Source organism: Mesorhizobium sp. A623, from assembly GCF_054489405.1.
The window spans coordinates 104,020-128,816 of the sequence record NZ_JBTMXB010000011.1 but is presented as its reverse complement, the minus strand read 5'-3'; the positions used below and the strand labels follow the sequence as shown (position 1 = coordinate 128,816).

The window sequence follows — 24,797 nt, the reverse complement described above, 5'->3', positions numbered from 1 at the left end:
AATCTGGCTTCGGTTCGCGCAGCAATGATCGCGGAAACCGGCCCCAAATCGACTGGCCGCAAGGAGGCCCAGGAACGCATCCTGATTGAATCCCTGGAATGCGAAACCCGGCTTTATGAAACCGGAATGAGCGAACCCGATTTCGTCGGCTGCCGGCGAATTCTCGGTTTCGAAGTCGGTTTCCTGCGGGATCGCCTGATTGTGGAAATCGAGCGCCAGGGCGACGGCTGGTATGTCGTCGATGTCCGCAAGGGCTTTTACCTGCATTCAGTGTCCGACATCGTGATCACCGACAGGCAGCGGGAAATCATCACGAAAATGGCGGACGACAAGGCGCTGGCAGGTTTCAAGATTTCCGAGAGGCAGCGTGTTGATCCGACACCTTCTGTCGACATGACGCTGAATCCTTTTCGGCGACCCGTTCCCCCGGCCTTTATGCGATCCAAACCGGAAGGTGTCCGCGTGGCGAACCCGGATGCCTGTGGGGAAGAGATCAAGGGCTATTGGACAACCCGAGGGACGGGTCCCGGCGGGAGGGTGAAGACGAAAATTTGGGTGGACGCCCATTCACGTGGCCCGAAGAAACGGCTGGTGGCGGCATGAGCATTTTACCGAAACCAAGCGACTGTGCGGTCGTCATCGGGATGATATATGCGGCAGGCTATACCGTCCTGGCGTTTCAGTACACGCCAACGTTGCTCGTCGATTATCCGAGCTTCGACATAAATTGGATGTCATTTGCAATCGCGCTGGCAATGATCGTCATTATTGGCATCTTTTATTTTGTCACGGTCTGCCGAAGGGTTGGCAAGATCGCCAATACCCTCGTCGGTGCCGTCCTTGTCATCCAGGCTGCCCTGTTCGGGATGTCGGCGTTCGGTATTGGTGTCTTTTCCACGTCGGCTGAAGCCCGTCACGAGCTGAAGATGCGGGAAGTGGAGCGCATCGATGCGATAATGCAGGAAGTCCTGAAAGGTGTGATCGACTTCACTCCAGTCTTGGAGCGATCATGATCCGGCTTCGCTATATCGGTCTTGCTTGCAATCGGCAATTCGACGGGACGGCTACAGTCATTGTTCCGTTCGCATCCGCATTCGTTGCCCGTGGCTTCGGATGGCCAGTCGGGGTTGTCGGTTTTCTGGCGATGACAGCGGCGGCCTGGGTAATCAGTCGGCGTCTTGAGAAGGCGGCTGATCGCTGGGTTCGGGAGGAATTCGAAGAAGTCGGTGTCGATTACGAGGCTGTCGGAAATTGAGGGAGGGTTTCCAATTATGACGTGGTCCCCGACCCGCATATCGGCCGCCGGCGGCGGCCTTGTCATCGCCCTGATGATGGTGGCGGCCGCACCAGGTGCCGGTGCCCGTTACGGTGAGAAGTTGGCGATCGAGGACATGCAGCCGATTGTCATCGAGCAGCCCAAAATCAGGAAGGGCGGCATCGGGTTTGTTTTGATGAAGATCGTCCGGTCTTGGTAGGGATTTGCAGGGGAAGAGTTACTTCCCCCGCAACGATCTCATTCTGCAGCCAGCGATGCGCCTTTGGCTGCGACCCCGTTGAGCGCGACATTCAGGATGATGGCTGTCACGGCCCCCATGATTACGGGCGAGGTGAACAATACCTGAGACCAGTCGGGCATGAACTGGAAGAATTTCGCGTTCATGATTGGGATCATGCACATTGCTACGCTGATGCCGACCACGATGAAATTCTTGAAGCTGGAGTCGAAATCTACGGACTTCAGCGTCTTCATGCCAACGACGACGAGCGTGCCAAACATCATGAAACCTGCGCCCCCGACAACCGGCTTCGGCAGGGCCGCAACGGCTGTTGCCAGAAATGGCGACAAGCCGATCACGACAAGGAAACCGCCAGCCAGTGCGACGACCCATCGGCTTTTGACGCCCGTGATGCTGACGAGCGCTACGTTCTCCGAGAACGCTGTGTATGGGAAGGAATTCATGATCCCGCCGAGAATTGTCGCCAGCCCATCTGCACGGATCAGATCTGAAATCGTCCGTGCAGTTGGTTTCTTGCCAACCATGTCGCCGACAACGATGGTATCGCCGATGGATTCCACCCAGGTAATCGCGACCACCAGACACATCGTTGCGATCGGGAGCAGATGAAACGTAGGCATGCCGAAGTGGAACGGCGTGATGATCGAGACCACCTTCGCATCGTGGACGGCACTGAAATCCAGCATCCCGGTGAAGCCAGCGACGATAACGCCCAGGATGAGTCCAATGAAGATGGCGATGTTTCGGATGAAGCCTGTCGCCACGACATTGATGACGATGATCGTTGCCAGGACAAAGAATGCCAGCCCGATGTATCCGGGCGCTCCGGCATCATCGACGAAGCCGCCAGCGGCATACTGGATCGCAACCGGGAGTAAGCTCAGTCCGATGACCGTCAGGACAGAGCCGACCACCACCGGTGGGAAAATCCGCACCACATGCTTTCCGATTGGTGCCATGATGATTGCGAAGATGCCTGCGGCGATAACAGACCCATAAACAGCCTGTAATCCGGCATTTGGACCGCCTCCCATGATCGATGGATCGCTGGCAATCGCAATGATTGGAGAGATTGATGCAAAGGTGACGCCCTGCATCAGTGGCATTCTTACGCCGAACCGCCAGACGCCGACGGTCTGGATTATGGTGGCGATCCCACAGGTGATTAGGTCGGCCTGTATCAGAAAGGCGACCTGCTCCTGGGTTAGATGAAGGGCGCTGCCGATGATAAACGGCACCGCGATTGCTCCCGTGTACATGACGAGCACGTGCTGAAGAGCAAGCGCGCTCATTTTGACAGGAGGCAGCACTTCGTCGACGGCGCACACCGCTGTTGAAGGCCTCTCCGCTGCTAATGATGTCATTTTCCCCTCCCGTGGTTGGTGACCTTATTGGACGATCACCAGAATCCTTCGTGTACCTCGACGATTTCCTTCTCCAACTCCGGATACGGTCCCCTCACCTGGACCTTCCGCTGACCAGCGTCGAAAATGCGATGGCATGTCAGGTCCATCGTCAGGTTTTCGGGATTGTCGCCCGTCAATTCAGCAAGACGCTTCTCGGTAAGGCCGTAGACGACGGTTCCGATACCAGCCCAATAGGCACCGCCTGAGCACATGCTGCAGGGCTCCACGGACGTGTACAGGGTGCATTGCTCAAGGAATTCCGGATCGTATTTCTTCGCAGCGTCACGAGCGACATTCAGCTCGGCGTGGCCGATGCCCTTGTCCTCGGAGAACGTATTGCCGGAAGAGATCAGGGTTTCACCCTTTGGGCCGACCAATGTCGAACCGAACGGGTGGTTTCCGGCTTCCCTGCTCTTGCGGGAGATTTCGATGGCTTCTCGAAGGCACTCAATGTCGGTCCGCAACGTCTTCCTCCAATGGTTTTGTGGTCATGGCAGCATGTGCCAGTCAGTGGAGGAATCAAGACGAATGAATCGGTCAGAGTGTTGCGAAAATTAGAACACTCGGTAGGCTGCTGTTCTCCTAAAATGGGTGATAGAGATGACTGCATTCTCACGCGAATTGCGTTCCTTCATGGAAATTGCAGGGGAGCGATCGATCCGGGGAGCAGCTGAAAAGCTGAATATTTCACCGTCGGCATTAAGCCGCCAGGTTCAGATTCTGGAGCGGGACTTTGGTGCAGCACTTATCGTGCGGTTGCCGCAAGGCATTGAACTGACGGCACAGGGGAAGGCTCTGCTCAAGCATGCTGAGGCATGGCTGGCGGATGAGGAAACCCTTCGAAGTTCGCTTCATCAGCGTAGCAACCAGCCGTCTGTCACAATTCGACTTGGAATCATGGAGTGCCTAGCTTCGAGCGCGCTACCACTGGAAGGATCTGGTCTGCCCTCGACCAATTTCGAAGTGACGGTTGGCAGCACTAGCCACCTGACGGAATTGCTGTTGCGAAATGAATTGGATGCTATCGCCGCGTTCAATGTGCCCCGTGTTTCACAACTCCGGATTCTCTTTGAACAAGACTGCGTTCTCGGTCTTGTTCACGGGATGGGGATCGATCTGTCCGGAAAGACCTCGATCCGCATTGAGGACTGCCTGCAATGGCCGCTTTGCCTCCCAGACAGAAGTCTGTCGCTGCACCCGAGGTTGAACGCTGAATTGTTCCGGAGCCGATCCGACCCCCAAATCGTGTTACGTAGCAGTTCGATAGCCCTCATTCGCCGTTTTGTCGCCGCCGATAAGGGCGTGAGCTTCCTCACCTGGTACGATGTCTCGAACGATGTTCGGAGCGGGCTTCTCGGCTTCGTCCCGCTGGAAAATCGGAGATTGAAAGAGCGCCTCTATATCTGCACGGCGTCAAACAGAAAAACGGATGCCGGGATCGCGCGAGTGCTTACGGCATTGGCAAATCGGCTCGTCGAGGAAACCCGTGACCAGTGAAGTCCCAAGCGAGGATTTCTTAGGCTCCCACGATCTCAATATCGCCTTCCGCCCACGCACACCGGGCGGCCTTGATGAGTATGAAAACCGTCTTATTCAGTTCATCGACACCAACCGGATCAACAAGCTTTCTCACGGCTGCCAGCGATATCGTTTTAGCTACCCGGGGCAACCCCGATTCCTCGACGACATAGAACAGCCATTGCGATGGATCCCGATGGTCGGCAACGGCGTCGTCGGTGACGGGGTGGTAAGCGAAGACGTAGATGTCGGCATTTCTTCCCGGTGTCGGTATCCACGTGATGCTGCTTTCCCAGAAGCCCGAACGTCGGGCGATATCGAAACGGCTCTGTGAAGGCTTTTTGTCTGCATTCTGCCAGCTCTGCAGGGCGGCCGATTGCTTTACCTCGAGGCGGGTGCCGTCTGCATGCTGGAAATCGATGCCTGCCCAATCGGCCGAGCACCATGTCCAGTTGTCGTCGAGGGCGGCATCAACGATGGCTTCGCTTATGATCGACCGGAGGACGTTGTTCACAAGAGGTTTGCCGAAGGCAGTTGAGGTTGCCGATGCGATGATGGATTCCGTGTTCATGTGTCCCTGCGTTGCCATACGAATCTCATAGGAAATCCATGAGTCCTTTAAATATTGTCTTCCGTCTATTGACAAAAGACATAGCTTACTATACATTAAATGCAGGTGAATAAGAAACAGACAGGAGGAGATGACAATGGACATGAGAACAATAAAGGGGAGAATCCTGCTCGGCAAGATGGCCGCCAGGATCGATGACGCCAACGGCGCGGCCGGATTTCTGAAGGCCTGTCAGGTTTGGGGAAACCGCATTGCCGAGTTCAGCCACGAGGATGCGCTGGCTGTGGCCAATGAGAGCTACACGGCGCTGCGTACGGCGACGAAGGATTTCATCGAGGTCGGCGGCAATAGGAATTGCATCGAGTTCGTTGATGCTGTTGACGCTGCAAAGCATCTCGGGAGCCTCATCGATGACGTTGTCGCCAGCCAGAGAAGCGAACCCGAGCCCGAACATGAAAATATGGTGTTGCTGGCGGCTTGAATTGTCGCTTGCAACACGGGGGCACATAAGAGGACTACAGAAGGCGAGGTGCACATGGACAAGGCAACAAGAAAAGCAGCGTTTCGTGCGTTGTTCAGGGCGAGCGGCCTCACGGTCGACTCCGCCCCTGCTGTCGTTGGAATCTCGCGTTCAATGATTGCATCATGGCTGCGCGATCTCGAAAACGATACGACCTTGGGACCGAAGGATGAAATCCTGGAGAGGTTCCGGGAAATCGTCATCGGACGGACCAAGGATATCCTGGTCGAGGCCTGGATTGATGAGGCCAGGAACCCACTCGTCAAGGAGGATTTCTTGCGTCCGATCATGCAGCAGCTGGATTTCAAGATCTCGTATGAAGACGAGCACGGCGTCGCTGGTGATGTGCCGTCGTCGTACCCGATCGATATTGTCGGCCGCTCGGGGCTCCTCGACCGGATCAACGTGCCTCGCAAGGGGCGTGACCTGTCCGAGATGCAGGATGAAATCTTGTCGAAGGCTTGGGATCACTACAGACGTCAGACGAACCGGATTTTGCCGGTTGTCGATCCTGCCCAGCAACGGCATCTTGTAAAAGACAGGTTTCGGTCTTTGCGCAACGATCTCAAAATGAAGAACAAGGACATCGCAGAGGCCACAGGCTACTCGATCGGCTCGGTGAATGCTTGGTTCGAACCCTTGAAGTCGAATATGCCGCCTGATGGCGTGATCAGAGAGTTGGGCAAAATCAGGCACAAGTGGGCGTTAGATATCCTTGTAGCAGCCGAAGCGGATAGACCTCTTTCTCTTTCATACGGGTCGTTCGAAGTGCCGGAAACCCAAATGGTCATGACGGCGCTGGAGAAATACGAGAAAACGCCTGTTGCGGCCTGACCGGTTGGGTGAATGAGCAAGGGACAACAGAAGGCGAGGTTACGCATTTCCGGAAGGCGGAAATGCCCTAGCAAATTTTGTGTCCGCGACCAGATTAACCAGGCCTGCTTCTGGTGAAATATCGTTGAGGTGACGGCTGGGAACTTCCACTAGCAGGTCCAAGCCGTCTTGCGTCGTCGCGCGAACTCTAACGTTCGCACCTTGATACACGACGTCTCCCAGCGTTGCCTTTATTCCATACTGGCTGGAATCAGTAATTCGAATGTTCTCAGGGCGTATCAGAAGGTCGATGTCTTCTGCATCCGCTGGTAAGGATTGTGGTTCGATCTGCAATCGTGTGCCACCCGGAAGTTCCACGACATAATCCTTGCTGGATACCACCTTCGCAGGCACGAAGTTTGCCTTGCCTATGAAGGAGGCGATGAAGCGAGTCGCAGGCTTACTGTAAATTTCCACTGCCGAGCCCAGCTGTTCGATGACACCCTTGTTCATAACGGCGATCCGATCCGCAATACCCATAGCCTCATTTTGGTCATGCGTTACGAAAATGGAGGTCAGGCCGAGGCTGCGCTGTATGTGGCGCAACTCCTGCCCCGTTGAATCGCGCAGTTTGGCGTCAAGGTTGGAGAAGGGCTCATCCAGCAGTAGAATTGCTGGGTTGATTACGAGTGCTCGGGCAACCGCGACCCGTTGCTGCTGGCCGCCTGAAAGTTGCGCCGGATATCGGTCTCCCAGTCCGTCGAGTTGCATCATTGACAAAATTTTCGTGACACGCTCGACACATTGGGCAGAAGGGACTTTTCGCCGCCGAAGTCCAAAGCCGATATTGTCATTGACAGTCATGTGGGGAAACAATGCATAATTTTGGAATACCAAACCGCAGTCCCGCTTGTATGAAGGAATACGGGTTACCTCACGTCCTCGCAGATGAATTTCGCCGGCAGTGACATCTACGAACCCTGCAACCATGCGCAACGTCGTCGTCTTTCCGCAACCAGACGGGCCTAAAAGCGCAACCATTTCTCCCTTTTCCAACCCTAGAGTTAGGCCGTCGACGACTTTCATCTTGCCGTAGGACTTGGACAGGTTCTTCAGTTCTATTTCCATTGTTTGCCTGTTAGCTGCGCGTGCGCAGTCCAAAGAAATGAAAGAGCACCATCATGATTGCGGTCAGACACACAAGCAGTCCCGCGACGGCAGCGACAAGCGGTTCGAACCCCAATTGCACCGACGAGTAAATCATAACCGGTAGGGTCGCTTTCCCCGGTACAGATAGGAACAGTGCCAGCACCACTTCGTCGAAGGAGGTAACGAAAGCCATTGCTGCGCCTGAAATAAGGGCAGGCCGGATAACCGGAACTAAAACAAGAAAGAAGCTACCAAGCGGTGTTGCCCCCAAACTGAGCGCGGCCTCCTCAAGGCTTCGATCGAAACGCTGAAGTAAGGGGAGGACGATCCTTATTACGTAGGGGATACAGATGACGGAATGCGCTACCACCAGACGCCAGGTACCCGTTGGCATGTTGTAATGGGAGAAATAAGTCGTGAGCGCTACTGCCATCACCAGCGTAGGCAGGATCAGGGGTGACATGAACAGAGTTTCCAGAGCTTTGGCTCCGGGAAAGCGGTAGCGAGTAATCGCATATGCCGCACAGATGCCAAGGGCAGAAGAAAAGAGAGCCGTAAATGCAGCCAACCTTAAGCTGAAGAAAAACGCTGTCAGGTAGCGCCCGTCATGGAGGGCCGCCGCATACCATTTGAACGTCAAACCTTGCGGTGGGAAGGCGAGGTAGCCAGTGTCCCCTAATGGAGAAACCACCACAACCGCGATCGGCGCAAGAAGGTAAATCATCGCCAGCGTAGCCAAGACCAGTAACGTCAATCCTAAAGGGGAAAGCATCCGAAAGGTCATTTTAGAGGCGGCCCTCCGTTAATTATCCTGCCGTAGATCGTGGCAAGGATCAGTACTGAAATCAGCAGGATCGTTGCCTGCACAGCGGCGAAGTTCCAATCCAGAACGGTCATAGTGAGCTCGTAAATCGATGTAGCCATCACCGCTGCCCTGGGTCCGCCAACAAGGCTCGGTGTCGCGAATGAACTGATTGCCATCGAAAAAACAAGAAGAGAGCCGGAAAAAAGGCCCCCTTTGGCCAATCTCATCGTCACGAGCCACAAGGCCACAGACGGACTTGCCCCAAGCGACATCGCGGCCAGTTCCAGATCGCGAGGGATTGATCGGAACACGGCATACAGGCTCAACACCATAATTGGCAGAAGCACCTGTGCGAGGGCGATGATGGTGCCCGGCAGGGTATACATCAGTTGCGTCGGACCATCGGTCAGATACAGCCATTGCATGAGATCGGACACAAATCCGTTCCTATACAGGAGAACCATCCAACCGAACGAACGGACAACAGCGCTTACCAGGAGCGGAAAAGTGGTCATGATTAGAATTAGAACCGCCCATTTCGAGCGAGATCGAGCCAGCAGATATGCCAACGGAACGCCAAAAACAATTGTGATTGCGGTCGTTGCAATGCCCATCAGAAGAGTGCGCCAGAGTAGACGCAAGTAATATGGATCTGTCAGGAATTTCGTGTAGAGACTCAGGGTGAATGAACCATCCGTGCCCTGGAAGCCGAGCATTAGGAGCGCAACCTGTGGCCATGCGAAGAAGATGATATAGAGCAGAACGCATGGCGCGAGCAGCACCACGGCGAGAGAGAATGACCGCCCCCGAGGAAATGGATTTCCATTCACGGGAGCGGTCATTGTCACGATGCGATCTCGCGGTTCCAACGCTCGATCCAAGCCGCACGGTTCACGTTAATCTTTTCTCGATCGAGTGAAACAAGTTGCGAAACATTCGGCACGTGTTGTGCGAGTTCGGCTGGGAGGACCGTTTCGGGATTGGTCGGCGTCCAACGCATGCTGTCAGCTATCTTGATTTGGGCCTCCGGAGAAAGCATCTGATCGATCGCAGCGCCCGCCACGTCGGCGTTTGGTGCTCCCTTCGCAATACATGCGGTAATCTTGACAGCTGGGCTGCCCTCTTTCGGCGATGCAAACGCGATGGGCAAGCCCGCCTGCTGGTTCTTATAGGTGTTGCCTGTATCGTAGGGCATCAGCCAGATGTCGCCTTGCCCGAATAATGTTGGCAGGTCAGAAGCTGCAGCAAAGATCGTCTCACCTTTCAGTTTTGCCATCGCCTCAAACCCGGGGTCTATATTGTCTTCGTCACCGCCAAATGTCTTTGCCAACATAACGAGGAAATCAGTGCCGTAGCCGTTAGTGATCGCTGGAAAAGCGATATGCCCCTTCAACTCCGGGCGGAAAAAATCCTGATAGCTCGTTGGTGGTTCCGGAAATTTGTCCGTTCGATACACAAGCCCCTCGGCGATCACGGCCCACGCAACCCAGTTACCTTCTGGATCTTTCATGGCGTCCGGTAGCGACTCCATTCGCGACGCACCCTTAATTGGCTGTGTCAGCCCCTTTTTTGTCGCATCGATCTCCTGACCGCCAGAAAATTGGTACATATCGATCTGCGGATTTCCCTTCTCCGCGATCATCCGTGCCAGTGCTGCCGCCGACTGCATGGGCACCTGTGTGGTCGTTGCGCCTGTCTCGGCATCGAAGGGTTTGAAAACGGCATCTCCAATTATGTCCATCGTGGAGCCGCCGAAGCCGCTGCTGATTAGAGATCTGTCCTTGAATATACCGCTCTGCGATAAGGCAGCGCTTTGCAGAAACGGGAGAACCCCGATAGCAGCGATGCCTGAAAGGAGGTTTCGGCGGGTCATTCTGAGTTCATGCATTTTTCTATTCCTCTTTTTGCAGCCTTAAACATACTGAAGCAGATGGTTGCCCTCACTCTTAGCGCGTGACGCGTCCTTTCGTTTCGACGATCTCGAAAACCTGATCACCGTTGTAGATCGCCATATTCGGTCGACGGATCGAGCCAATCCACGCTTCCTTCACCGGACATCGGATATCTTCAACAACGTCACCGTAGAAGTTGATAATGTGACCCAGATGCTGGCCTTCGATGACGTCTTCACCCTCTTGAACACGAGGCATGAATAAGCCGCCGCGTGTGCATTTCAGATGGATGGCGTCTCCGCCCAATCGATATTCTGGATGGACGACTGGCTCACCGGGAAGCATGTCCATAGCCTGTGCGACTCCCCTGATGGCGCAATCCAGGCGCTCGATATCGTGATCCAGCACGCGTGCCCCACCGCCGCTTTCGACGATAAGACAGGGCTTTTTGCCCATCTTTGTGTATTGGGTGAAATGACCACCATCGAGGCTAGGTTCTAGCGAGTTCCAAATATTTGGAGCACCGCTTGCCCAGGCAAGTCGTTCAGATTCCTTGCCTTCGGCGGTCCCGTTATTATGGAATAGCGTATAATGGCAAGTGATCGTCAGATCGCCACCAGAATGCAAATCAAGCATCGCATCCGAGTGGTTGATTGAAAGGTCAAGCAGACGACTTGCAAGCTGATAGGATAGGTGTCCTTGGGGATCTCCCGGAAAGACGCGGTTCAGATTGTATCCATCTTGTGGCGTTAAGCGATTGTAGCCACGGAAACCAAGCGGATTGGCTGACATCATAAAGATGATCGACCCCCGCAACTGTGTAATGTCCAGTGTTCTCAAAAATTTCAGGATCGCGGTCGGCCCGACTACCTCCGGGCCGTGGATCAGTGCCTGTACCCACAATGTCGGCCCATCTTGGCTGCCGGTTGCGATCATAACCGGAGAGTCGATGGGCATGCCGTCGGGATAGTCTCCGAGTCTTACCACCCCGCGGGTGACCGTTCCAACTTTGCGTTCAATTTTGTCGAGCAAGAAGCCGTCTCCTGTCATCTCATGCATAGAGATGCACGCAATTAACTGGAGGTAAGCGTTCGCTGTAAAGGAAAATTTCACATACGTCTCCCCATTTGTGCTATGTGGAACAAATGGGCTTTGCGAGGATGTTCGAATTATGAGTTCATTGGAAAACGGGCTGAGCATTCTTGCGCTCATTGGCGAGACGCGGCCGATATTACGGGTGACGGAGGTTGCAGAGATTCTTGGGTTGCCGAAGGCGACAGTCTCACGAACATTAAAGACGCTATGTGAAACTGGATTGCTGGAGCGGCAGTATCCGGGCGCTGGTTACGGGATGGGAAGCCGTGTTTTGGAGATGGCGCAACACTACTACGCGCGCCACACATGCCTCAACAAAGTCGATGCTGCGCTGAAATTACTGGTGGAAAAATATGGTTTCACGGGACACGCGGGAACCGTGATCGGCGGCGAACGCGTTTTGTTGATCGCGCGTCAGGGCTGGTATGCTCTGCAACATTCGGCAAAAGTTGCCGAGCGCAAGTTCGCGTTTGATTCAATTATTGGCCAATCCATTCTTGCTCGCCAAACCGATGAGGTTGTGTTCGAGGTCCTTGGCTTGAAAACTCCGCAAAAGGAAATCCACGGTTTTAACCAAGAACGCGTAACCCGAACACTTGCGAACATTCGTGCAAAAGGCATCGCGTTAAGCTACAGTCTTATAACCCCCGGAATTTCATCGATCGGGGCAGCCCTTGAGGATCGGCAGTCGGGCGAAAAAATTGGCTTCTGCCTTTCTTTCCCCACCAATGCCGCGAATGAAGAAACCCTCAACATGCTAACTCAGGATATTTTCATTCACGCAAAAGAGATCGGCACAGAAATGCATGATCCATTCTGGCAAAATCAGACGGCTCCGATATCCCTTTCTTGACGGTGACACTCTTTAAGAAGCCGGAAGCCTCGTGGAGTTGCCCGTGTGTTGGTTGGCGGAGTTTCCTGTGTTTTTGACTTCCACCACCAATCTTTCGTCGGTGCATTTCCCGGCGACCTTCTGAACTCCCTCCCCTTCAGTTCAGTTTCCACCAACTTCCTAATTCAATCCATCGTGGGTTCGTTCGCGATAACCCGCTGCAGGCGCTCCTCCTCGCTCGAATCCCCTCCCCTGCTCTCGTTTCGCTGTTCCCGCAGCTTCCGGAGTCCTTCCGACATTCGTTTTCTCACCATGATCCGGTCGGCGACCCAGATTTCGAATTCATGATACGCCAGGTGATCCATTACGCCGTGCCGGCGGCCCTTCAGTCTATCGAAGGCAGCACGCATTTCGACCCTAAAGGCATCATGGAATTCCTGTCGGTCTGCCATCTGCCTGCCGATGTCTTCCGCATCGGCGACGGCTTTTTGATCCCGTCGATCCGCGAGTTGGATTACTTCTGCTGTCATATGTTGGCTCCCCTGCCCTGAACTCTCAGGATTACCGGGCTCATGCGCATTCGTCTATGACAAATAGCGAGATTGTATTACATAGTACGCGCCCCGCCAACGAGGTGGCGGGAATGACTGATTTCATGAAATTCTGAGGTTCTAGAGAGAGATATTCGGGTCTCTCCCGGGCCGACCCTTCGGGCCGTGTCCATTGCGGCCCATAACCGCTCCGGCATGCGCGTAAGCTGCTTACATTCTCTTGATACCGGGATCTTATGTCGTTGACAACCGTTTCAGGCTAACCCATGCTCAATTAATAGTCATCATGGATAAGCAATGACCGCTAAGATTGCCGACGACATCAAACAGCACCGCAAGGACGTATGGGCTCGCCTCTGTGCAGCTACCGGGTGGGTGAACGCCGAGATCGCGATCCGTATGGGGCTCAGTCGACCGGCCGTGGTCTCGTATCTCAAAACGAGCCTCGACACCTCGAATGCCCCCTCCCCCGAGCGCCTCCAGCAGATGGCCGATCTCGTCGGTGCACGCGCTGCCGAAATTCTGAAGATGGCCGCCCTGCGTGAGGCTGCGCATCCATTGACTCGGGAAGAATTCGAAAGTGGTGTCTCGATGCCTCATGGCAACGTGCCGGGGACGGCAGAGACATTCGTGATGAGCAGCAATCGTATCGACATCGTGGGTTCGACGGGTCGCCTCGGACATTTGACGGTTGCCGGTCTCTCGAAACGGGACGCCCTCGACGCGGCATGGGAACGGTACCTGTTTTTGGCGAAGCCGAAGACCCGTGATGAAATGCGCAAGCTCGTCGACGACACCCTGAGCGTGGTCGAATACGCAGATGTTGACGCGTCTCGATCATCTGATCCCTTCACCCAATCGTCGGCGACGGCCCTGAATTTCTGGTTTGTAAATGTGTACGGTCCGGTCGGCGTAATGGAATTCTTGACTGCCCAAAGATCGCCGGCGGAAACGTCTGAGGACGCTATTGACCGGATCACAGAAGCCGCGTTTGTGAATTACGATGCCGCTATGCACGGCAAGGATGCCCGGTTCCTGTCAAGCGAGGAGCGCCTGGCGCAAAAGATGAGATTTCGTGACCTGCGCTCTGTCTTCAAGGAAATGACCTTCGAGAAGGTCGGCGAAATCATGGGCAGGCACCCGACATCGATCGTGTCTTGGTCCGACGACACCAAGAAGATTTCACCCCACGCTGCCGTCATCGATTTCCTGCAGTGGCATCTCCAGGACTGGGCATCCGATGTCATGATTGCGGCCGAGGAGGATCACGGCTTCGATCCCGAACGGATTGCAAGTATTCAACCGGGATTGCCTGTTGGCTACGATCGCGTCATCCGAAGGGCTGTGGCGATTCATGATGAGACCGCTGCGCATTGGAAGACCAGGGCCGCTGAGGCGATTGACGGTGGGCTTGTGCCTGAAGGCGTGAGGAGTCCGATTTAGTTGCTCATGCACATGCTCCGGGATGACAGTCGTGGTATCGCGGCCTGATAAAGTTGCACACGTACAACTGATACTTCCGTAGGGTGGTTATGTCAGCCTTTGAGGAAATCTCCGGTTCAGACAAAAATGAGTTGTACGCGTACAACTCGAACGATGCCGACACCGGAAATCGAGTTAACTTTCTGTTAACTTTAAAGAGTTTGCCATTGCAATCCGAATCTGGCTAATTGGATCAGCGCATTTTTGCATGGTTGGCGAAAATAAGCGCAGATCTCGGGAGCGCGGTTCGTGGCCATCACCAATATGTCGGAAGCGGAAGGCGTCTCATTGACTCTTCGTAGTCAGATTATGGCCGACGCCAGCGAGCTGTCGCGTCAACTTCAGGCTCATCAACTTCGCACATTTCCGCCGACTGCGCAAAAAACCATAAGGTTGTTCACACCTTCTGAGGCTGCCGACTTCATAGGCATCCACGAGGGCTACCTTCGACAGATCGTTGCAGACGGCCACGGTCCGCAGCCATTGCCAAATGGCCGGCGTCTGTATTCGGTGAACGACATCGAAGAGCTGCGCCGGGTTCTCGACGAAGGAGGGAAGGGCGCTCCGAAGTATGTTCGGCACCGTCGCTCAGGTGAGAAGCTGCAGATCGTCAGCGTTATGAACTTCAAAGGTGGCTCAGGGAAGACCACGACGTCCGCCCATCTCGCTCAATATCTGGCTTTGCGCGGGTATCGCGTGTTGGCAATCGATCTCGATCCGCAAGCGTCACTGTCAGCCCTGTTCGGTCATCAACCAGAATTCGACGTAGGCGAGGGAGAGACCATCTACGGCGCAATCCGCTACGATGAAAGCCGCCGCCATATCTCGGAAATAGTTCGAGAGACGTATACGCCCGGATTGCACGTGGTGCCCGGTAACCTCGAGCTCATGGAATTCGAGCACACCACGCCCAAGGCGCTGTCCGAACGGACACAGGACAGCTCGATGTTCTTTTCTCGTATCGGCGAAAGCCTTGCTGACATCGAAAGCGCTTACGACATCGTCATCATCGATTGCCCGCCGCAACTCGGATTCTTGACGCTATCGGCACTTTGCGCGGCAACCGCCGTTCTAATTACCGTTCACCCGCAGATGCTCGATGTCATGTCCATGAGCCAGTTCCTGCATATGACGGGTGACTTGCTTTCGGTCGTCGAAAACGCGGGTGGCAGCACAGAGTACGATTGGATGCGCTATCTGGTGACGCGTTACGAGCCCAATGATGGACCACAAAGCCAGATGGCGGGCTTCATGCGCTCCATCTTCGGACAGCGGGTTCTCGAACATTCGATGCTGAAATCAACCGCGGTTTCCGATGCCGGATTGACGAAACAGACGCTCTACGAAGTGGACAAGGCAGCGTTTACACGGGGTACGTATGAGCGAGCTCTGGAATCCCTGACGCTTGTGAACGGCGAGATAGAAGGCCTCATCCGCAGCACGTGGGGGAGGAAGTAGTCCATGGCTAGAAAAAACGTATTCGATCTGGCACCGGAGCCTACTGAAGCAACTTCAGCACCCGTGCAGCCAAAGTTGGGGCGTCCATTGCTCGGTCTCGAAAGATCTATCAGGCCAGCAAGCCCGGTCGGTGCGATCTCTCAGTCGCTGGAAAACATCAATTCTCGCGCCCAACGAGCCGACGAGATCGAAAAGCAGCTTGCCGCAGGCCAGGTGATCATTGAACTCGATCCTGCGTTTGTTGACGGGTCGTTTGTTGTAGATCGCTTGAGTGTCGACGCCGAAGACAACGCCTCTTTGGTCGCCCAGATAAAGGAACACGGCCAGCAGGTGCCGATCCTGGTGCGACCGCATCCGCAGGGCGAAGGGCGATATCAGGTTGCCTACGGGCACCGCCGTCTGGCAGCCGCCAAGGAACTCGGGCGGCGGGTGAGGGCCGTTGTACGCGAACTTACGGATGAGCAGCTCGTTGTCTCTCAAGGGCAGGAAAACAATTCACGCACGGATCTCTCATTCATCGAGCGGTCGTTTTTCGGTGCGCGGCTCGAAGATCGTGGATTTCCTCGTGAAATCATCATGGCCTCTCTTGGTGTCGACAAGGCCGCTCTCTCACGCATGATCGCCCTGATCAGGCGATTGCCGCCTGAACTGATCGAGGCCATCGGTGCCGCTCCGGCATTCGGACGCCTCCGGTGGGCCGAACTGGCTGACTTGCTGGACGAGAAGGGCAAGCGGGCGAAAGCCACGAAGCTCGTTCAGGAACAGGATTTCATCGTCGAGAAAAGCGATGCCAGATTTCAAGCTGTCTACGACCTGCTGAAACAGGCGGCAGCCAAAACGGAGCGAACTGAGGCAACCACGCAATCCTGGGCTCCAGACGACAAATCGGTTAGCGTCGTCGCCAAATCACGCCCGAAAGGCGTCTCGCTCGAGATCACAAAGACCGAAGCGAAGCCTTTCGCGGATTGGATAACTGGCAATCTGGACAGCCTTTACGAGGCTTTCAGGAAGTCGAAAACGGAGAACTGAAACCCGCAAAAGAAAAAGGCCCCCGAACGGCGAACCGTGGAAGCCTCTCTCAGAACTTAAGCACTCCGAGAATCGCATTTCCACGAATCAGTGTCAAGCAGTTCAACGTCGATTCGGCGAGCAGGAATCTTTTGCCTGAATAAAGGCGAAGAAGGAAATGGAAACGGGTATTGCAACGACTCCCTTTGGGAGCCGAACGATGACGCTTGCCTTGTTGGCAGCGCAGAAGGATTCGCAAGAAATCCCTGAAGGGAAGGCCGTCGACAAATGGCAGGTCTACCGCGATCTATGCGAAGGCAAGAGCCTTGTCGGTATCGGGGACCGGTCACTGGCCGTCTTAGCCGGCTTGCTGTCGTTCTATCCGGATAGCGAGCTGTCGGAAGAGAACGGGCTGATTGTCTTCCCGTCGAACAAGCAGCTGTCGCTTCGGGCGCATGGGATGGCGAATGCGACGCTGCGGCGGCATCTGGCAGCGCTGCTGGATTGCGGTCTCATTACCCGGCGGGATAGCCCGAACGGCAAGCGATACGCCCGCAAGGACAGGCAAGGGGGGCTTGAAGATGCCTTTGGTTTCTCGCTCGCACCGCTTCTTGCGCGATCCGAAGAGTTTCAGCAAGCGGCCGAACGGATCCGTGCGGAGAACCGTGGCCTCAAACTGATGCGCGAGCGGATCACGCTGCATCGTCGTGATATCCATAAGCTGATCGAGGCAGCGATCGAGGAAGCCGTTCCTGGCGACTGGGGAGGCCTGTGGAGGCGTTTCCGTGAGATTGTGGAGGCTATCCCGCGCAAAGCCGCCCTGCACGAACTGGCGGCTATCGTAGAGCACCTATCGACCTTGCGTGAAAAAGTGGACATGATGCTGGAAAGCTTCATGAAAAGTCAGAATCCGAGCGGCAATGAGTCTCATAATGAGCCGCAACAATCTGACTCAAATACATATGCCCTATTTGAACTTGAACCTGCTTCCGAAAAAAGCGGGGCAACGGTTGAGCCTGAACGGGGAACGCGGGAACCGCCGAAAGGGTATCCGCTAGGCTTTGTGCTGAAAGCCTGTCCGGAAATCGTCGATTACGCCGTCGACGGGATAGGCAGTTGGCACGATTTGATGGCCACGACAGCCCAGGTGAGGGGATATCTTGGGGTTTCGCCGTCCGCGTACGAGGATGCTTGCCACACGATGGGGCCGGAAACCGCGGCGATTGTCGTCGCCTGCATCCTGCAGAGGGCGCAGCACATCAATTCGGCGGGCGGTTATCTTCGGGCGCTGACCGAGAAGGCGAGGGCAGGGGAGTTTTCGGTTGGCCCGATGCTCATGGCGGCGTTTAAGTCGAATGGGGCGACGGCGAGGATGGCGGGATGACGAGGTTTGATGAGATGGTTTGCAGTAATGAGACTAAGCATTACCTGTTATCCGTTTGCGAAGTGGTCCAACGTGGTTTCTCGATCTCGGCTGCTCCACGGGTTTTTTGCAAACCCAAAACTGTACAATCTTCTAGAAGGTCTCAATGCAGATGAATGGCCGCCCGCTCTTTTTGTTAGCTATTTTGTCTCTCGCTTCGGCCTACACCGGGGTCGCGATCGCGCAGACCAGTCATCCTGCATTACCTGAGGATGCCCCTCTACCGTCTTCACGCGTCGATGGCGGGATGCAAGGAGACGTGGAAGCGCCCACCAACGACCTGTGGGAAGCGGGACGCCGTGCTGTCCGTGAGGGCTTAAAGCGGGCTGCAAAAGATCGCGCGCGTGAAAATGATGAGGCGATCCAAGACCCTGAATTGGAGAAGCTGCGCCAAAATTATCTCAAAGGCTACAGTGGTGAGCCGGATGGAATGATGCGACAGGTCATCGACAAGATCGACCCTGACCGCAAACTGCCTGTAAGTGAGCGTAACATGTGGGCCATGGCCGAGGTGTACAAGTTTTATACTAACCGTGGCGATGTTGCACGGGCGCAGGAAAGCGCCAAACTCATGCTCCAATATTACCAGAATGCCGCCCGTCAATTTCCATCAGTCGCCCAAGCAGCTTTGCAGAAAGACAAACTAAATAAGGCAACCAAAGCGGCTGTCGCGGCATACGCAAACATCCCCAACGCGAGCGATTTCAGAGTCACCAAGGGTGAAAATGGCATATACACCGTGACCGTCACCGACGAGCAATCTGGCGAAATTGTGAGCCAGAAGATCATGGATCCCAAAAGATACGCCGAGCTTGCGATGGGTTACGAACCAGGTACCTTTGAATGGCAAATACTCGCAGATGCGAAATTACCCAGCACTCCCCAAAATCTAATGCAGTTAATTGCCCTTTCTGTAGACCATGCTGGAATGCTGCCGCCCGCTGAACGAAACATGACGGCGATGGGTGAAACCTATCGGATATTGGCTGACGGAGGCAAAACTCGTGAGGCACAGGCAGCAGCAGCTGAGATGATGCAATTGTATAAGGAAGCCAGCGCACGTTATGCGCCGATAGCAAAGTCGGAATCCGCGGGCGCTACAATCGATGGCACTCTTCTCGCTCCGTTGCAGTCCTATTTAGGCATCCACGATGGCCACGACTTTAAGATTGCCGATGCCGCAGAGGGCGGTCAGCTGGTCACTTTCACGGACTCGGTAACCGGGGATGTCCAACATCGTACAATTCTCCCTCCCAAACTGGTCGCCGCTAATGCAATGGGCTTTTGGATCGAGACTTTTGACGAAAATCTGCGGCAAGCTGCCGGACAGGAATAGCCGACACCGATCACGAACGCCGCTCCGCCGTCCTGAAGTCTACGATTTCGGCCTGCCGGTACGGCTTCGAATGCTCGGCCCTCGCCACCGCCTCAACCAGGATATCGATCGCAAGGCGAGATTTCACGCTGGTTTCGTCGTCGCCCTGTAGGTGCAGCCAGGCTTGCTCGAGCAACTCGCGTGCGTGGCCGAAATTGGATTGCATTCGTCGTCTCCGGGTTGCGCCCACGCGATGAAGAGGTGCCAGAGTCAGGGATACGGATCGTAAACGGACGAGGTCGCATTCGTCTCAAATGGTAGCCAACTGGCGTTCGCTTCCACTGAAGCCGATGGATAAATTAGTGAAATCAGGCGGATGATAATCGCCGGCGGCCGAGCGAGAGGCAGGGACACGAATTGTTCACGGATAGGTGCCAAAATTGAGATCGGGATCACGGTTTGGGGATGTCTCAAAATACGAATGATAAGCCAATTTTATCATTCGTAATCATCAGCCGACAGGCGGGGCGCTTTCAGCTCAAATATGTTTACAAAAGCGCCCCGCTGCGTGGTGCGATATTAGGAAATTCTTCGTCCAATCTTGGGATGATGGCGACTATGATCCCGCCACCAGCAGAATTCGACGGCAAGTTTTCCGAGTTTTTCGCGCTCTGCGTCGAGCCGAATTTGCCTTCCGCCTCAAGGGTTCAGGCGTTCGATCAGCTGCTTCGCAGGCACCTGTCCGACATCGACCCAATCTATGTGACCCGATACGTTCGCGGTCAGGAGCGCGGGACAACCTGCAGGACGGCCGACGGCAGCCGGATACTGCCGACGGACAACGCTCCTGTTTGGTGGCTGCATGCCTTCCTGCTTTCCGAGGAGACTTTGCCCGTCGATGCGGAAACCCTGTTCTCCGGCCTTCCGTGCCATTTCCACAATGTGGCGAGGTTTCAGACCCTGAATCAGGCAGGGTTTCATGCGGCCCATATTCTGACGGCAAAGAACCGAGATATCGACTGGCAATCGTGGTCCCGCGACGAGGTCGCGCGGCGGATGATGGTCAACCTGCACCCCTGCAACGTGTTCCTGGTCGCCAAACAGGAATGGGCTCGCAACGGTGGTCGCCAGGATATTATCGAATGGGTGGTCGACGCCTACCGCAGTCGATACGGGGAGACCATGGCTCGGTTCTTGGCAGACTGCGACCCTGATGCCTTCCTCGGCCGACCTGCAGGAGACCCCGCATATTCATACGGTGCCGGCACCACGTCTGGCGACGCGATTCAAACAAAAAGGCCGCTGATCAGGAGAGATCTCGTCGGCCGTGGTGTTTCCCTCGAGATTTCCGTCGATGGTGCACGATATCGGTTGCCGCATAATGACCTCGTGGCCTGGGCGAGGAAACACACGACGGCGTTGGAAACGGTGAGCTGGCTTGATCGTGGCATCTACAGTTGGCCTCGATCCTCTGCGGCGATGCGGGAATTTCTGAGGGCGTTTCGGTTGCCGGAATAGGGGAGGGCGGCTCTCTATCACCAAGACCCGCCCTTATTCGTGCCGTCAGGCCGCCATTTCTTCGAGATGATGCCCCCGCAATTTATAGAGCGGGACCTGAGCCGGGAGGTCGATGGTGCCGCTATAGTGGGCCGGATACCAACGCAGGCGGCGCTTGCTCCAGCGAGGCCCATAAGCCTGCAGGCGAAAATGGCCACGGACACGGTGCTTGCGCTTCCTGTGCCCAGGAAGGGAACCGCCGCGGCCTTCGGTCTCAGCGTCCCGATAGAGATTCTGTGCATTGACCTGAATGACAGAGAACAGGCTGAATTTTTTTGCAACCTGGCTCGCCTTGCGACCACTCCAACGTGGATCGCTATGCGGAATGTGAGGAAGGCGTTCCCATACGACACCGTTCTCTTGCTCTGTTTGCACATACGTCAGAGCCAGCCATGCGAAGTGCTCGATTTCTGTGAACACGGTCTTCCTATCGTCGACGGCAGTCAGATATGTCTCGATTTCGTCACCGCCAATCCGCGTGCTGTCATTTCCGGAAGACCAAGTGAGTTCGTCACCCGCAAGGCCGGGTAGCCCTCTCGCCCATTGACCTTCGGCCCAGGTTACACGGCGACCGTAATCCATGCCGGGCGTCGTAAGAATGGCGGTGAACGCAATTGCATCAGGCGTCAGATAGATGAATAGGGCACGCAACTGAAGGGTGTTCCCGATCATGTATGAGCGGTGTGGCAGATCAATGTAAGTGACGCCATGATCGCTGATCACATCGAGTCCAACAGCCCGGATAGGGCCTTCTACGACCTGGCCACGGAAATCGGCAACCAGGTCGCGGTCAAGAGATGCAGCCAGCGGACGATTCATCGTCTCGATAACAAAGGGAGCAATAAGACAACGGAACCGGGCAGTTTCTTCGATGTCAGCATTAACCCAGGACGGCTTGTTCGTCAAAATGTGAGCCGACCCGAGAGCCTGGTGCCGCAAATTTGAAGCGGAATCTGTTTGCGATTTTGTCCTCTTCATTTCGTGCGTTTCAATATCGTCGCTATCGAAACTGACTGTAATAGCGTTCTCGTTCTGCAAGCGGTAAGCGTAAGTATCCAGATAAGTTTTCATTTCATTTTCCTCTTAGGTTGGGACATGGGTCTTCCGTGGCGGGGCGACCCCTGCCAAAGTCAGTATTCAGGTGAAGAGATCTCGGGGCATCGGCCCCGAGATCAGGAATTATGCAGCGATCTTCAACGGAGACCGCTGCATAAGCGCAATGGCATCCCGGACGATCCACTCACGGCGTTCAGGATTGGCGTCGGGGGAACTTTTCCAGTCACGCGTCCGCTTGTGGATGTCGTGGGTCAACTTGAAATACGACAGCCGGTAGTCAGCGTTGCCGTCATTCCAGAAAGCCCACGTGTAGATCTTGGCAGCGCCGCCTTTTCCCAATTCGAGAGGAACGCCAGGGTCGCGATCAGCCTGCAAAATCATGGATCTCGGCATGTCGTTCCACGGCCTCTTGGTCTGGCCGATGACGGGGTCGATAAGATAGTCGCCGAGCTTTACCGTCATGTGGGCAGGCCACAATCCGTCTACTACAGGAGTCATGGGGTCCCCGATCATGAGCCAGCCACCATCAGGGCGATCGCTCAGGAGTTCCAAGCCGGACCGGAAGACCTCCGCGTCACAGCGACCGACTCCATGCAGGATGTCGCGCACCGCAAGCGCGGACAGGATGCAGCAGCTAATGATCGGCTTCGTACTGCTCAATGACCACCACAACCTGTTCTTCTCATATGCTTGCCAGAAAGCCGCAACGGCGTCCTGAGCTAAGAGAAAATCGGGGTCATTCTTCCGTGTCTCATCGTTAGGGGTACGGATTTCAGTCAGATTCCTCATGTTGGTATCCTTTCAGGGATTTTGGGCGCGCGAAAACCCACCGGGGAAGCCGCGGCGTAAAAAGTCGGAATTCAGGTGAGGGTTGTCAGGCGGCCAGAGGGTCGCCTGGGTCGTCGTCATTGGCATAGAACGGCGGCAGATCACGCACGCCAGGTGCCCACCAATCGGGATGCATCTGCTCGAACCGGTTGCCCGTTCGCTTCATGTACGAATTGAAGTCGGCCGCGATCGCGTTGATGTCGAAGGACATCAGCGAACGCACGGAATTATCGAGATGCCAGTCCCCGGGATAGCGGGGGCAACGGGGATGCTCGTAATCGGTGCGGTACTCGAGGCCGTCGGCGTCAACGAAGATGACGGTCGCGGACCAGTAGTCGGTCGTCGGGAATTCGGGTGAGAAAACCTTGAAGGGCGAAACGCGGCCGATGTAACGGCCGGATGGCTTATTCGAGGGGTGAGGTGCGCTCATGTTGATGTCTCCTTATGTCGCAAACAGCAGTCGTTCTACAGGCGGCGGTGCTAACCCATATCCGTATGCTGGTTATATTGATGCGACGATGAGACATTCAGGCTCCCTTTGATGAGAGGGAAAATACACGAATGTGAGGGCCCGTCAAGATCCATTTATACAAAAAAGTATGAAGGAAAATTGAGCGAACTCTGACTTTGAGATTGGGAGGGGTGGATAGGCAGAGCGAAACAGCCTTATACAGAGCATGAAGAAGGGAGCGCAGCCCGCGCCACGCTCCCGGTCAGTCCGTTCAACTTACTGTCTAAAAGCGGTAACCCAGCCGTAGCCCTGTCGTCTCGTGGCCCTGATTAGGCTTCGCCAATCCGGCATTGGAAAAATGATTGAGATACATCTGCACCGTCAGGCTTTCATTGAAATCATAGCCGACGGCCGCTCCAACATGGAACCCGAAGTTCGAGCCAAGGCTCCTCGTTGTCGACGAGTGTTTCAATTCCTTGGCATTGTTGACGGCACCACCAAGGGATCCCGACACATAGAGCGTCGGCGTTACGTGGTAATCCCACGTCAGTCCCGCGTACCCAACCGAGATTGCGTCGTCGACGTTGGAAAAATCGACCCCGACATACGGCCGAGGTGAACCAATTCCGGAAAAGAGATCGGGCGACGGCAGCAGGAACTCGCCGTTAAACGACGGGCCGTCCTGTGTGTGGTTTGTCGCCAGCCCCGTGTCATAGAAACCAAGACCAATCCTGATTTCCGCTTTGTCAGAATGCTTCCCGATCTCGCCGGCGAAACCTGTCGACGGAATCAAGATCGCAACCAGGGCAATGGATGCCGCCCGGATCATTCGGACACCATATTTTCATAGCGGTAACGGTTGATCGGATGGTCATCCAGGTTATCGAGGAACTCCGCGTATGCAGCGCAGACAGCCTTCTTGTCAGACACCGCGGCGAGGGCAGATCGTAGCTGTTGGTCGCCATTCCGGCATTCGCCTCTCCAGCAGATGCCTGAAGCCTCGTAAGACCATTGGCGGGACTGCAAGATGAACGAACGCGTTTTAATCGCATCCGTCCCCGACATGTCGCAGAGCGCGAGCGCGGTGTCGGCATCGCGTCTTTCATCAATCAGGCGATTGAGGGTGGCTAAGGTTTCCAAGGTCAGCTCGGAAGCCTTCGAGGCAAGAGGAATACGCGAATAAAGCGATGACGAACTCGCGAAGGGATCGCAAAACTTGTCGAGATTTCCCTTGCGCCTGGCGGCCGCAATGACGGCGTTTGCCCAGCCTTTGGATTCAACGAGGATCTCGAGGACGTCTCTGCCGGAAATCTCTGCAGCGTCATTGATCGCGTAGGTTCGCCTCAGGAAATCTCCTTCGGAGCGTCCGCACATGGACATGCGCGTCTGCGCCTTGATGGCGACGTTAAAATTGGTCGTGGCGTCGCGCATTGTTGGGATGCCGTCGCTTGCATATGCGGTGCCGGCAATCAGCACGGCTGCGAGAGTGATCAGAATTCTTTTCATGGATAGAGCCCTCCTTTGTTCTCAGGAGGGAATCTTGGGTAATG

29 protein-coding genes are annotated in these 24,797 nt (G+C 55.2%); 14 read left to right on the top strand and 15 right to left on the bottom strand.

Annotated elements, in window-relative coordinates:
- The first annotated feature begins 24 nt into the window (after positions 1-24).
- The 4 genes from ACX3P1_RS13820 to ACX3P1_RS13805 are packed head-to-tail and all read left to right on the top strand — an operon-like array spanning position 25 to position 1,475.
- Complete coding sequence (locus tag ACX3P1_RS13820) at positions 25-603, top strand: hypothetical protein (RefSeq protein WP_459080158.1); 579 nt, start codon at positions 25-27, stop codon at positions 601-603.
- Complete coding sequence (locus ACX3P1_RS13815; RefSeq protein WP_459080157.1) at positions 600-1,013, top strand: hypothetical protein; 414 nt, start codon at positions 600-602, stop codon at positions 1,011-1,013. The genes ACX3P1_RS13820 and ACX3P1_RS13815 overlap by 4 nt, the downstream gene beginning before the upstream one ends.
- Positions 1,010-1,255: a hypothetical protein gene (locus ACX3P1_RS13810; RefSeq protein ID WP_459080156.1), complete on the top strand. Its 246-nt coding sequence runs from the start codon at positions 1,010-1,012 to the stop codon at positions 1,253-1,255. The genes ACX3P1_RS13815 and ACX3P1_RS13810 overlap by 4 nt, the downstream gene beginning before the upstream one ends.
- Before the next feature lie 16 nt (positions 1,256-1,271).
- Entirely contained in the window at positions 1,272-1,475 is a 204-nt protein-coding gene (locus ACX3P1_RS13805) for a hypothetical protein (RefSeq protein WP_459080155.1), read from the top strand.
- Positions 1,476-1,513: 38 nt separating this feature from the next.
- On the opposite strand, the gene ACX3P1_RS13800 is transcribed toward ACX3P1_RS13805, so the two are convergent.
- Positions 1,514-2,881 carry a nucleobase:cation symporter-2 family protein gene (locus tag ACX3P1_RS13800; protein ID WP_459080154.1) on the bottom strand — a complete coding sequence of 456 codons (1,368 nt, stop codon included), beginning with the start codon at positions 2,879-2,881 and terminating at the stop codon, positions 1,514-1,516.
- A gap of 35 nt (positions 2,882-2,916) precedes the next feature.
- Complete coding sequence (locus ACX3P1_RS13795) at positions 2,917-3,387, bottom strand: nucleoside deaminase (protein ID WP_459080153.1); 471 nt, start codon at positions 3,385-3,387, stop codon at positions 2,917-2,919.
- 136 nt (positions 3,388-3,523) lie between these two features.
- Between ACX3P1_RS13795 and ACX3P1_RS13790 the strand changes: the two genes are divergently transcribed.
- Positions 3,524-4,420 carry a LysR family transcriptional regulator gene (locus tag ACX3P1_RS13790; RefSeq protein WP_459080152.1) on the top strand — a complete coding sequence of 299 codons (897 nt, stop codon included), beginning with the start codon at positions 3,524-3,526 and terminating at the stop codon, positions 4,418-4,420.
- A 19-nt stretch (positions 4,421-4,439) separates the two neighbouring features.
- On the opposite strand, the gene ACX3P1_RS13785 is transcribed toward ACX3P1_RS13790, so the two are convergent.
- A complete protein-coding gene (locus tag ACX3P1_RS13785) occupies positions 4,440-5,012 on the bottom strand; it encodes a hypothetical protein (protein WP_459080151.1) in 573 nt (190 codons plus the stop codon).
- 136 nt (positions 5,013-5,148) lie between these two features.
- On the opposite strand from ACX3P1_RS13785, the gene ACX3P1_RS13780 reads away from it, so the two are divergent.
- Together ACX3P1_RS13780 and ACX3P1_RS13775 are read left to right on the top strand one after the other, a co-directional pair.
- Positions 5,149-5,493, top strand: a complete 345-nt coding sequence (locus ACX3P1_RS13780) for a hypothetical protein (RefSeq protein WP_459080150.1) — start codon at positions 5,149-5,151, stop codon at positions 5,491-5,493.
- 54 nt (positions 5,494-5,547) lie between these two features.
- Entirely contained in the window at positions 5,548-6,366 is an 819-nt protein-coding gene (locus tag ACX3P1_RS13775; protein WP_459080149.1) for a hypothetical protein, read from the top strand.
- Positions 6,367-6,405: 39 nt separating this feature from the next.
- Here ACX3P1_RS13775 and ACX3P1_RS13770 read toward each other — a convergent pair whose 3' ends face one another.
- The 5 genes from ACX3P1_RS13770 to ACX3P1_RS13750 are packed head-to-tail and all read right to left on the bottom strand — an operon-like array spanning position 6,406 to position 11,223.
- A complete protein-coding gene (locus ACX3P1_RS13770; protein ID WP_459080148.1) occupies positions 6,406-7,473 on the bottom strand; it encodes an ABC transporter ATP-binding protein in 1,068 nt (355 codons plus the stop codon).
- A gap of 10 nt (positions 7,474-7,483) precedes the next feature.
- Entirely contained in the window at positions 7,484-8,278 is a 795-nt protein-coding gene (locus ACX3P1_RS13765; protein WP_459080147.1) for an ABC transporter permease, read from the bottom strand.
- Positions 8,275-9,141, bottom strand: coding sequence for an ABC transporter permease (locus ACX3P1_RS13760; RefSeq protein ID WP_459080218.1), 867 nt, complete (start codon positions 9,139-9,141; stop codon positions 8,275-8,277). The genes ACX3P1_RS13765 and ACX3P1_RS13760 overlap by 4 nt, the downstream gene beginning before the upstream one ends.
- 2 nt (positions 9,142-9,143) lie before the next feature.
- Positions 9,144-10,187 carry an extracellular solute-binding protein gene (locus ACX3P1_RS13755; protein WP_459080146.1) on the bottom strand — a complete coding sequence of 348 codons (1,044 nt, stop codon included), beginning with the start codon at positions 10,185-10,187 and terminating at the stop codon, positions 9,144-9,146.
- Between the two features lie 58 nt (positions 10,188-10,245).
- The gene (locus ACX3P1_RS13750) at positions 10,246-11,223 is read right to left on the bottom strand and encodes a succinylglutamate desuccinylase/aspartoacylase family protein (protein ID WP_459080145.1); all 978 of its coding nucleotides are present in this window, start codon (positions 11,221-11,223) and stop codon (positions 10,246-10,248) included.
- Positions 11,224-11,362: 139 nt separating this feature from the next.
- On the opposite strand from ACX3P1_RS13750, the gene ACX3P1_RS13745 reads away from it, so the two are divergent.
- On the top strand, positions 11,363-12,139 hold the full coding sequence (locus ACX3P1_RS13745) for an IclR family transcriptional regulator (protein ID WP_459080144.1): 777 nt from the start codon (positions 11,363-11,365) through the stop codon (positions 12,137-12,139).
- A 164-nt stretch (positions 12,140-12,303) separates the two neighbouring features.
- Here the strand turns inward: ACX3P1_RS13745 and ACX3P1_RS13740 are convergent, their stop codons facing one another.
- Positions 12,304-12,648, bottom strand: a complete 345-nt coding sequence (locus ACX3P1_RS13740; protein ID WP_459080143.1) for a hypothetical protein — start codon at positions 12,646-12,648, stop codon at positions 12,304-12,306.
- A gap of 318 nt (positions 12,649-12,966) precedes the next feature.
- On the opposite strand from ACX3P1_RS13740, the gene ACX3P1_RS13735 reads away from it, so the two are divergent.
- From ACX3P1_RS13735 to ACX3P1_RS13715, 5 genes are all read left to right on the top strand, one after another.
- Complete coding sequence (locus ACX3P1_RS13735) at positions 12,967-14,112, top strand: hypothetical protein (protein ID WP_459080142.1); 1,146 nt, start codon at positions 12,967-12,969, stop codon at positions 14,110-14,112.
- Between the two features lie 303 nt (positions 14,113-14,415).
- A complete protein-coding gene (gene repA / locus ACX3P1_RS13730) occupies positions 14,416-15,609 on the top strand; it encodes a plasmid partitioning protein RepA (RefSeq protein ID WP_459080217.1) in 1,194 nt (397 codons plus the stop codon).
- 3 nt (positions 15,610-15,612) lie between these two features.
- Positions 15,613-16,638, top strand: coding sequence for a plasmid partitioning protein RepB (gene repB, locus ACX3P1_RS13725; RefSeq protein ID WP_459080141.1), 1,026 nt, complete (start codon positions 15,613-15,615; stop codon positions 16,636-16,638).
- Positions 16,639-16,795: 157 nt separating this feature from the next.
- Positions 16,796-18,001, top strand: coding sequence for a plasmid replication protein RepC (gene repC, locus ACX3P1_RS13720; RefSeq protein WP_459080140.1), 1,206 nt, complete (start codon positions 16,796-16,798; stop codon positions 17,999-18,001).
- Between the two features lie 145 nt (positions 18,002-18,146).
- Complete coding sequence (locus tag ACX3P1_RS13715; protein WP_459080139.1) at positions 18,147-19,376, top strand: hypothetical protein; 1,230 nt, start codon at positions 18,147-18,149, stop codon at positions 19,374-19,376.
- A 10-nt stretch (positions 19,377-19,386) separates the two neighbouring features.
- On the opposite strand, the gene ACX3P1_RS13710 is transcribed toward ACX3P1_RS13715, so the two are convergent.
- Positions 19,387-19,581 (bottom strand): hypothetical protein, encoded by a 195-nt coding sequence (locus ACX3P1_RS13710; RefSeq protein WP_459080138.1) that lies wholly within the window; start codon positions 19,579-19,581, stop codon positions 19,387-19,389.
- 392 nt (positions 19,582-19,973) lie between these two features.
- Here ACX3P1_RS13710 and ACX3P1_RS13705 point away from each other — a divergent pair, with 392 nt between their 5' ends.
- Positions 19,974-20,873, top strand: a complete 900-nt coding sequence (locus ACX3P1_RS13705) for a hypothetical protein (protein ID WP_459080137.1) — start codon at positions 19,974-19,976, stop codon at positions 20,871-20,873.
- A gap of 45 nt (positions 20,874-20,918) precedes the next feature.
- On the opposite strand, the gene ACX3P1_RS13700 is transcribed toward ACX3P1_RS13705, so the two are convergent.
- From ACX3P1_RS13700 to ACX3P1_RS13680, 5 genes are all read right to left on the bottom strand, one after another.
- Positions 20,919-21,983 carry a hypothetical protein gene (locus ACX3P1_RS13700; RefSeq protein WP_459080136.1) on the bottom strand — a complete coding sequence of 355 codons (1,065 nt, stop codon included), beginning with the start codon at positions 21,981-21,983 and terminating at the stop codon, positions 20,919-20,921.
- Positions 21,984-22,091: 108 nt separating this feature from the next.
- Positions 22,092-22,757: a hypothetical protein gene (locus ACX3P1_RS13695; protein ID WP_459080135.1), complete on the bottom strand. Its 666-nt coding sequence runs from the start codon at positions 22,755-22,757 to the stop codon at positions 22,092-22,094.
- An 85-nt stretch (positions 22,758-22,842) separates the two neighbouring features.
- Positions 22,843-23,226, bottom strand: coding sequence for a hypothetical protein (locus ACX3P1_RS13690; protein WP_459080134.1), 384 nt, complete (start codon positions 23,224-23,226; stop codon positions 22,843-22,845).
- Positions 23,227-23,530: 304 nt separating this feature from the next.
- Positions 23,531-24,076 (bottom strand): acyloxyacyl hydrolase, encoded by a 546-nt coding sequence (locus ACX3P1_RS13685; protein ID WP_459080133.1) that lies wholly within the window; start codon positions 24,074-24,076, stop codon positions 23,531-23,533.
- Positions 24,073-24,753, bottom strand: a complete 681-nt coding sequence (locus ACX3P1_RS13680) for a hypothetical protein (RefSeq protein ID WP_459080132.1) — start codon at positions 24,751-24,753, stop codon at positions 24,073-24,075. The genes ACX3P1_RS13685 and ACX3P1_RS13680 overlap by 4 nt, the downstream gene beginning before the upstream one ends.
- Between the last annotated feature and the right edge of the window lie 44 nt (positions 24,754-24,797).

Coding starts and splice junctions, on each gene's coding strand:
- ACX3P1_RS13820 (WP_459080158.1), top strand. CDS start 25: ATGATCGCGGAAACCGGCCCCAAATCGACTGGCCGCAAGGAGGCCCAG.
- ACX3P1_RS13815 (WP_459080157.1), top strand. CDS start 600: ATGAGCATTTTACCGAAACCAAGCGACTGTGCGGTCGTCATCGGGATG.
- ACX3P1_RS13810 (WP_459080156.1), top strand. CDS start 1,010: ATGATCCGGCTTCGCTATATCGGTCTTGCTTGCAATCGGCAATTCGAC.
- ACX3P1_RS13805 (WP_459080155.1), top strand. CDS start 1,272: ATGACGTGGTCCCCGACCCGCATATCGGCCGCCGGCGGCGGCCTTGTC.
- ACX3P1_RS13800 (WP_459080154.1), bottom strand. CDS start 2,881: ATGACATCATTAGCAGCGGAGAGGCCTTCAACAGCGGTGTGCGCCGTC.
- ACX3P1_RS13790 (WP_459080152.1), top strand. CDS start 3,524: ATGACTGCATTCTCACGCGAATTGCGTTCCTTCATGGAAATTGCAGGG.
- ACX3P1_RS13785 (WP_459080151.1), bottom strand. CDS start 5,012: ATGAACACGGAATCCATCATCGCATCGGCAACCTCAACTGCCTTCGGC.
- ACX3P1_RS13780 (WP_459080150.1), top strand. CDS start 5,149: ATGGACATGAGAACAATAAAGGGGAGAATCCTGCTCGGCAAGATGGCC.
- ACX3P1_RS13775 (WP_459080149.1), top strand. CDS start 5,548: ATGGACAAGGCAACAAGAAAAGCAGCGTTTCGTGCGTTGTTCAGGGCG.
- ACX3P1_RS13770 (WP_459080148.1), bottom strand. CDS start 7,473: ATGGAAATAGAACTGAAGAACCTGTCCAAGTCCTACGGCAAGATGAAA.
- ACX3P1_RS13765 (WP_459080147.1), bottom strand. CDS start 8,278: ATGACCTTTCGGATGCTTTCCCCTTTAGGATTGACGTTACTGGTCTTG.
- ACX3P1_RS13760 (WP_459080218.1), bottom strand. CDS start 9,141: ATGACCGCTCCCGTGAATGGAAATCCATTTCCTCGGGGGCGGTCATTC.
- ACX3P1_RS13755 (WP_459080146.1), bottom strand. CDS start 10,187: ATGCATGAACTCAGAATGACCCGCCGAAACCTCCTTTCAGGCATCGCT.
- ACX3P1_RS13745 (WP_459080144.1), top strand. CDS start 11,363: ATGAGTTCATTGGAAAACGGGCTGAGCATTCTTGCGCTCATTGGCGAG.
- ACX3P1_RS13740 (WP_459080143.1), bottom strand. CDS start 12,648: ATGACAGCAGAAGTAATCCAACTCGCGGATCGACGGGATCAAAAAGCC.
- ACX3P1_RS13735 (WP_459080142.1), top strand. CDS start 12,967: ATGACCGCTAAGATTGCCGACGACATCAAACAGCACCGCAAGGACGTA.
- repA (WP_459080217.1), top strand. CDS start 14,416: ATGTCGGAAGCGGAAGGCGTCTCATTGACTCTTCGTAGTCAGATTATG.
- repB (WP_459080141.1), top strand. CDS start 15,613: ATGGCTAGAAAAAACGTATTCGATCTGGCACCGGAGCCTACTGAAGCA.
- repC (WP_459080140.1), top strand. CDS start 16,796: ATGGAAACGGGTATTGCAACGACTCCCTTTGGGAGCCGAACGATGACG.
- ACX3P1_RS13715 (WP_459080139.1), top strand. CDS start 18,147: ATGCAGATGAATGGCCGCCCGCTCTTTTTGTTAGCTATTTTGTCTCTC.
- ACX3P1_RS13710 (WP_459080138.1), bottom strand. CDS start 19,581: ATGCAATCCAATTTCGGCCACGCACGCGAGTTGCTCGAGCAAGCCTGG.
- ACX3P1_RS13705 (WP_459080137.1), top strand. CDS start 19,974: ATGATCCCGCCACCAGCAGAATTCGACGGCAAGTTTTCCGAGTTTTTC.
- ACX3P1_RS13700 (WP_459080136.1), bottom strand. CDS start 21,983: ATGAAAACTTATCTGGATACTTACGCTTACCGCTTGCAGAACGAGAAC.
- ACX3P1_RS13695 (WP_459080135.1), bottom strand. CDS start 22,757: ATGAGGAATCTGACTGAAATCCGTACCCCTAACGATGAGACACGGAAG.
- ACX3P1_RS13690 (WP_459080134.1), bottom strand. CDS start 23,226: ATGAGCGCACCTCACCCCTCGAATAAGCCATCCGGCCGTTACATCGGC.
- ACX3P1_RS13685 (WP_459080133.1), bottom strand. CDS start 24,076: ATGATCCGGGCGGCATCCATTGCCCTGGTTGCGATCTTGATTCCGTCG.
- ACX3P1_RS13680 (WP_459080132.1), bottom strand. CDS start 24,753: ATGAAAAGAATTCTGATCACTCTCGCAGCCGTGCTGATTGCCGGCACC.